Source organism: Pedobacter ghigonis (assembly GCF_903166585.1).
In the GTDB taxonomy this organism is placed as follows: Bacteria; Bacteroidota; Bacteroidia; order Sphingobacteriales; family Sphingobacteriaceae; genus Pedobacter; species Pedobacter ghigonis.
In genome coordinates this window covers 253,295-260,404 of the sequence record NZ_CAESCM010000009.1, presented here as the reverse complement: position 1 = coordinate 260,404, position 7,110 = coordinate 253,295, and the positions used below count along the sequence as shown (strand labels likewise).

The 7,110-nt window shown below is 40.0% G+C and carries 8 protein-coding genes; 5 read left to right on the top strand and 3 right to left on the bottom strand.

The window, feature by feature from the left end; translation table 11 throughout:
- The 4 genes from HWV58_RS14780 to HWV58_RS14765 form a co-directional block, all read left to right on the top strand.
- Positions 1-155 (top strand): transposase (locus HWV58_RS14780; RefSeq protein WP_175634835.1); only part of this gene is annotated, 155 nt, incomplete at its 5' end.
- A 411-nt stretch (positions 156-566) separates the two neighbouring features.
- Positions 567-941 carry a hypothetical protein gene (locus tag HWV58_RS14775; RefSeq protein WP_090767249.1) on the top strand — a complete coding sequence of 125 codons (375 nt, stop codon included), beginning with the start codon at positions 567-569 and terminating at the stop codon, positions 939-941.
- 111 nt (positions 942-1,052) lie between these two features.
- Positions 1,053-1,622, top strand: a complete 570-nt coding sequence (locus HWV58_RS14770; RefSeq protein WP_175634834.1) for a Crp/Fnr family transcriptional regulator — start codon at positions 1,053-1,055, stop codon at positions 1,620-1,622.
- Between the two features lie 85 nt (positions 1,623-1,707).
- The gene (locus HWV58_RS14765) at positions 1,708-2,388 is read left to right on the top strand and encodes a type 1 glutamine amidotransferase domain-containing protein (RefSeq protein WP_175634833.1); all 681 of its coding nucleotides are present in this window, start codon (positions 1,708-1,710) and stop codon (positions 2,386-2,388) included.
- Positions 2,389-2,441: 53 nt separating this feature from the next.
- Here the strand turns inward: HWV58_RS14765 and HWV58_RS14760 are convergent, their stop codons facing one another.
- Positions 2,442-2,684 carry a hypothetical protein gene (locus HWV58_RS14760; RefSeq protein WP_175634832.1) on the bottom strand — a complete coding sequence of 81 codons (243 nt, stop codon included), beginning with the start codon at positions 2,682-2,684 and terminating at the stop codon, positions 2,442-2,444.
- Positions 2,685-2,862: 178 nt separating this feature from the next.
- Here HWV58_RS14760 and HWV58_RS14755 point away from each other — a divergent pair, with 178 nt between their 5' ends.
- Complete coding sequence (locus HWV58_RS14755; protein WP_175634831.1) at positions 2,863-4,245, top strand: MBL fold metallo-hydrolase; 1,383 nt, start codon at positions 2,863-2,865, stop codon at positions 4,243-4,245.
- Positions 4,246-4,443: 198 nt separating this feature from the next.
- Here the strand turns inward: HWV58_RS14755 and HWV58_RS14750 are convergent, their stop codons facing one another.
- Both HWV58_RS14750 and proB read right to left on the bottom strand, forming a co-directional pair.
- Complete coding sequence (locus HWV58_RS14750; RefSeq protein WP_175634830.1) at positions 4,444-5,691, bottom strand: glutamate-5-semialdehyde dehydrogenase; 1,248 nt, start codon at positions 5,689-5,691, stop codon at positions 4,444-4,446.
- Positions 5,692-5,788: 97 nt separating this feature from the next.
- Complete coding sequence (proB, locus tag HWV58_RS14745; RefSeq protein ID WP_175634829.1) at positions 5,789-6,868, bottom strand: glutamate 5-kinase; 1,080 nt, start codon at positions 6,866-6,868, stop codon at positions 5,789-5,791.
- Positions 6,869-7,110: the final 242 nt, after the last annotated feature.

Below are 7,110 nucleotides of genomic sequence, written 5' to 3'. Positions count from 1 at the left end.
CTGACCTCCATTCCATAGAAAATGCTATCAATCTACATTGGAGCAATGGTCCAGTCGAAGGCAATGTTAACAAACTGAAAACTATTAAACGTCAAATGTATGGAAGGGCAAGCTTCGATTTACTCAGGAAAAGACTGGTATTAGCACCAGATTGACCACCAAAATTGGGGAAGAACCAGTTTCATTGAAATACGCATTAATGACGGACAAAAAACATTTGTCAACGATTTTTATCGATATTTAGAAGACTAGTCCTTAAGCAACACGCTCCAATTAATATAGCATTTATAAATTCAACAGAATTAGATAGGAGAATTAAAAAGATTTTAAAAACACTGTCCATTAATTACGATTATTCCAAAAATAATCCACGCTTACGGCCTTTCTTTCAGCAGCTCCACTCCAAGCGCTTAAAAACAAAGCAAACAACTCATTTTCAATACATTAAAATTCAAACAAATATTTCAAATCACTCTGATTTAATAGGTCCATTATTTTCTTTGGCATAGTCATTGTCATAGCACTGTTACATTTATTACCTATTTAAAAACTAAAAAGTGAAAGAGATGAAAAAGACAGTTCAGATTTTCAGTATGCTTCTAATAGCATTAACAGTGATGGTTTCGTGTAAAAAAGATACCGATCCGGCCGACCGCGATTTTTTTGTGGGCACGTACAAAGGCTCAGTTTCTTACCGGAATGGCGAATCGACCATTACCAGTAGCGACGGTAAAGTAACTGTGAGTAAAGTTGGCGAAACTTATAACTTTTACTTTGGTAACAACATTCCGGATATTACAGGTGTAAAATTCGAAAAGAAAGGCGACAATAGTTACGTGAGTATCGGTTCGGGCTTAACAGGCATTAGCATCGATGCCAGCAACCTAACCATCAGGGTAGCCAAAGACAGTCAAATCTGGACGGCAGATTGCACCAGATAATTTTTTAATTATAAGGCCCGGTTAATCATCGGGCCTTATTTATTTCCAATGCTTCGGTGCGCAAATCAAAAAATAAAATGAGTTTGAAGCTTATTTAGCTAAATTTATAGCATGAGTTTTGAATTAAAAACACACATTGAAGAAATCGTTCCGCTCAGCGACCAAGAGTTCGAACATATAGCCGCACATTTCAAACCTAAAAGTCTTAAAAAACATCAGTACCTCATCCAGGAAGATGAGTTCGTAACCAATATCTATTTTGTAGTTAAGGGTCTTTTAAAAGCCTCTTTTACCGATGTAAACGGTAAAGAGTATATCATCCAGTTTGCGATGGAGAACTGGTGGCTTTCAGATTTTCGTGCCTTCTACGGCAATTTTAAATCGATTACCAATATCAGCTGCCTTGAAAATTCAGAGTTGCTTTACATCTCTAAAGAAAATTTGGATAAATTGTGCAACGAGAGCCATAAAATGGAGCACTTTTTCAGGGTAAAGGGCAATTTTGGTTATGTAGCCCTGCAACAAAGAATTTTATCGCTGCTTACAACAAATCCCAAAGAACGCTTCGAACAGCTGGCACAGCAATATCCAAAACTCATGCAAAGGGTTTCTAAAACGATACTTGCAGCCTATCTGGGTATTTCGAGAGAAACACTTAGCCGGCTTTCTGCAAAAGTGTGATTTGACGCACATTAAATCTGTGATTGAAGTCCTTTGTTAGCGAAAAGGATAGGACTAATTTTGTGATACACTTAGCATAAAAGATATGAATAAGAAAGTTTTATTCGTGCTTACGAGCCACGACGAATTAGGAAACACAGGTTTAAAAACAGGCTTTTGGTCAGAAGAATTAGCTGCCCCGTATTATGCCTTAACCGATAAAGGTATTGATATTGTATTGGCCTCGCCAAAAGGTGGGCAGCCACCAATAGATCCGAAAAGTGAGGATCCATCTTTCCAGACCGATACCACACGAAGAATGGACAAAGACACTGTTCTTTTAGATAAATTAAAAAATACCATCCCTTTGGCCAATGTAAATATGGATGATTATGATGCCGTATTTTATCCGGGCGGCCATGGACCATTGTGGGATTTAGCAGAGAGTGCAACTTCTCAGCAACTCATTACCAGTTTTTATACTGCTAACAAACCTGTTGCCTTTGTATGTCATGCGCCAGGTGTACTTAAAGATGTAAAAGTAAATGGCGACTATTTGGTAAAGGGTAAAAATGTAACCGGTTTTACCAATACGGAAGAAGAAGCTGTGCAATTAACAAACGTAGTACCTTTTCTGGTAGAAGATATGCTGGTAAAAAATGGCGGAAATTATATCAAAACTGCCGACTGGAATCCTTACGCTGTGGTTGACGGCTTGTTAATAACCGGACAAAACCCGGCCTCATCAGAAAAAGTTGCAGAAGAGCTCTTAAAACTCATTGCCTGATTTTAAAATATTAATACTGGCTGGCAATGTCGGCCAGTATTAATTATAATAGCTTATAGCTCGTCTTCCTCTTCAGGCACATAATTTTCAATCGCCTGGCCAATGGCATTCACTTCTTCATCTTCTTCAAAAATGGGCAATTCTGTTTTGTAATCCATTTTTAACCAAATAGATGATGTATCTTTTTGAATCTGAATGTATTCTTTTCCATCTTTAAAAATGGTATATGAATCGTTCCCTTCCGGAAAAACTGAATAATTGATAGGGCCGATTTCGATGTCGAAAGGTTCTTGCATTGTTTTCTTTTTTGTGTAAAGATAAAAACAATTGTTTGGTATGCAGAATGCCCGTGGCAATAGTAGATAAACACTTATTCAAATTACAATTAATCAAAAAATTACTTCTTATAGTTTAAAAATTGGGGTAATTGTACTACTTTACGCCAAACTAACTATTTATAGTACGGATTAGAAGATGAAGTTAACGTTTTGGGGTGCAGCACAACAGGTAACCGGTAGCATGCACCTGCTCGAAGTTGGGCATTATAAAATACTGATAGATTGCGGGTTGGATTATGAGAAGGAAACCTACCAGGAAGAAAACCAGCAATTCCCTTTTGATCCGGCCAGCATAAATCTGGTTATTTTAACCCATGCCCACATCGATCATTCCGGTAATTTACCCACGTTGGTTCGTTTGGGTTTTGATGGGCAGGTGCTTTGTACTTCACCAACAGCCGATTTAACGGCAATTTTGTTGTTCGATTCGGTCGAACTTTTTTTACGCAAGCAAAGCCGTAAACCACGCACCAAAAGAGGCAATTTCAGTGGTCCGAAACCTTTGTATCTACACAAACATGTAATGGATACCATTGATCGGTTTGTAACCATTGCCTTTAATAAACCATTTAAAATAAACGGCGATATCAGCCTTACTTTTATTCCGGTTGGTCATTTGTTGGGTGCCGCTGCGGCAGTATTAACCATTAATGAAAACGGGGAGGAAAAGAAAATAGCTTTTACCGGCGATATTGGCCGCGAAAACTATCCTGTACTGGTAAACCCCGAACCCCTGCCAGAGGTTGATTATTTAGTAAGCGAAGCTACTTACGGTGGCCGTTTGCATACGAAAGACCAAACACTGGAAGAAAGATTGGTACAGGAAATTACCGAAGCCTGTATTAAAAGCCCGGGCAGATTAATTATCCCAGCTTTTAGCATCGGCCGAACTCAGTCGCTCGTTTTTGCACTGAACCAGATTTTCACCAAAAAACTGCTGCCACCCATCCAGATTTTTGTAGATAGCCCTATGGCCATACAAGCTACTGATGTTTACCGCAAGCACCACAATCTGGTTAACCAGGAAGCCAAAGACTTTTATCAAACCATGGGCGACGAATTCGAATTCGAGCATCTAGCTTATGTTCAAACCATGAAAGAGAGTAAAGATGTTTCTAATTATTTCGATCCCTGCATTATCATTTCATCAGCTGGCATGTTAGAAGGGGGTAGGATACAAGATCACCTGTATTACAACATCCAAAATTATTACTGCACTATTCTTTTTATTGGCTATTGTGCTAAAGGTACTTTGGGATATAAACTATTAAGCGGAGCACCGATTGTACGCATTAAAGACCGCGAAATGATGGTTTATGCCACCATCCGCCAAACAGATCTGCTCAGCGGCCACGGCGACCATAACGACCTGATCAAAACCATTAAACAAACCGGTCACCCTAAAAAGGTATTTCTGGTACATGGTGAAGATAAAAGCCTGCAAAGTTTATCGTTAGCGCTGCAGCAAGATGGTTTTAGCGTTGAAGTACCTGAAAGAGGAGAGGTGTTCGAGCTGTAATAACTATGTTATCATTTCTGAGCTATAGCGAAGAATCCCTACTAAAAAAATTGATCAATCAGGTCTGTATTTACCCTGTTGAGATTCTTCATTGCATTCAGAATGACAGAACATTAATTATTATCAAACGGAAGCTATTGGTCGTTGATAATTGGTTATTCCATTCCAAATCTTCCATCAACCATTTTCCATCAATTATTACCCCCTTATTTGCCCATCGCCTCTTACTACCCACTTATAGCTGGTAAGTTCTTCTAAGCCCATTGGGCCGCGGGCGTGCAGTTTTTGTGTACTGATGCCAATTTCGGCACCCAGTCCAAATTGTGCACCATCGGTAAAGCCTGTTGAAGCATTGGCATAAACCGCAGCAGCATCTACCTCATTTAAAAACCGCGCAATATTAGCCGCATCTTCCGAAATAATGGCCTCGCTATGTTTTGAACTGTAAGTAGCAATGTGGTTCAATGCTTCAGTCAGATCGTTTACCACTTTAACCGCTAGTTTTAATGATAAAAACTCTGTACCGAAATGTTCTGGTGTGGCCTGGTTTAACAATGAAGCTGGGTAAGTGGCTTGCAAAGCTGCATGACTTTTTTCATCGGCATACAGTTCTACATTTCCATCTTTCAAAGGAGATAAAAGCGCAGGCAGGTCGTTCAGTCTGTTTTCGTTAATCAGCACGCAATCCAGCGAATTACACACACTTACCCTACGCGTTTTCGCATTAAAAATGATGGCTTTGCCTTTCTCCAAATCGCCCGATTCGTCAAAATAGGTGTGTACAATCCCTGCACCGGTTTCAATTACCGGGATTTTACTGTTTTCGCGCACGTAGTTAATCAGCGATTGGCTCCCCCGCGGAATCAATACATCAACAAAGCTCCGTGCATTCAATAAAGCTTCAGTTGCAGCACGTTCTGCTGGCAAAAGGGTGAGTACATCACGGCTAATGGCGTGGCCATCCAGTACACCGTGAATGATTTTGGTAATGACGAGGTTTGAAAATTCGGCATCGCTACCACCTTTTAGCACCGCTACGTTACCGGTTTTAAAGCATAGTGAAAATACATCAGCAGTTACGTTCGGGCGGGCTTCATAAATTACACCAACAACCCCCAATGGTACACTAACCTTTTGGATATGCAGTTGATTATCCAATGTTTTATCAGAAAGGATTTTACCCAACGGACTGTTTAAGCCGACAACATTTTTAAGATCATTTGCAATATCCGCAATGCGTTCTTTGCTTAGCTTCAACCGGTCGTATTTGGGGTCTTCGATGGGCATTTTGGCTAAATCCTTAGCGTTTTCAGTAAGAATTTCATCAGCATTGGCCACCAAAGCAGCAGCCACATCTGTTAAAACCGTGTTGATGGTTTCTTTAGCCAGGCTAACCATGGTTCGGCTGGCTTGTTGTGCCTTTTCGAAGTATTGTTTGTATTTCATTGTTCATTTATTTTAAGATCCGTCATGCTGTCCCGATACTTCGGGATCAGCATCTCTGGCTTGAGATCCTGAAACAAGTTCAGGATGACGACCTATCCTAAATAGCCGAGTAAAAATAATCGTAGTGTACCAGTGCTTTTTGTTTTTTCTGCCCAATGCGCTCACGGGCCTTATCCGATCCGTATTCTGCAATGCCTAAGCCAATTAAATTATTTTGTTCGTCAATAATTTTAATGATATCACCCTTTAAAAAGTCGGTTTGTATTTCAATAATCCCAACGGGCAATAAGCTGGTAGCTTTACCAGAGGTTAATACTGTTTTTGCGCCATCGTTCAGTTTTACGACCCCTGTTGCTGCCGTTTCTGAATGAGCAATCCACTTTTTCTTACCCGATTTACTTTTCTCAGGTACAAAGCGGGTATGCACCAGCTCGTTATTGAGCAAACTGGTTAACACATGATCTTTAGTGCCGTTAGCAATATGAACCGTAATACCCAGTTTAGCTACCTTTTGGGCCATTGTCGATTTGGTAATCATACCGCCACGGCCGAATTGCGATTTGCCGGTTTGGATAAAGGAAGCCAGGTTAGCTACTGAACCATTAATTTCCTGAATGACTTCCGATCCCTCAATTTTGGGATCACCGTTGTAGATTCCGTTAACATTCGACAAAATAATCAAAGCATCGGCATTCAACATCGAAGCAATTAAGCCCGCCAGCTCATCATTGTCCGTAAACATCAACTCGGTAACCGATACCACATCATTTTCATTCACCACCGGAATCACTTCGTTCTGCAGTAAAATCTGCAGGCAGTTTTTCATGTTTAGATAGTGGGCTCTGTCGCGAAAATCTTCTTTAGTTACCAGCACCTGCGCGCATTTTATCGAATGTTCGGCAAAGAAATTGGAATAGGTGTTAATCAGTTTTACCTGACCAATAGCTGCCAGCAATTGCCGAGTAGTTACCGCATCCTGTTTTTCAGCAACTTTGATTAAACTTCTGCCAGATGCAACTGCTCCTGAAGACACCAGAATAACTTCGATACCTCGTTTTTTAATTTCTGCCAGCTGGTTTACCAGATGCTGAATCCGGTTTTCATCGGGCAGTCCATTTTCCTGAGTAATTACATTCGAACCTACTTTGACAACAATTTTTTTATACCCGGATTTCATTTTACGCTAAAAACAATTTGATGTGGCAATTTAACACGTTTTTTTCTAATAAAGGGCAATATCTATAGGCTTAATGGATTTTTATGAAAATGATAATGAATCGGAGTAAAGCGTTTGGCGTGGCGCGGTGATTAATCAGTTTTCAGTTAGCAGCTTGCTGTAAGCAGTTAACCAGTTTAGACAATTAACCGTTTAACCACCTCTCCACTAATGAACTATTAAACTAAATTATTAAATTGCGT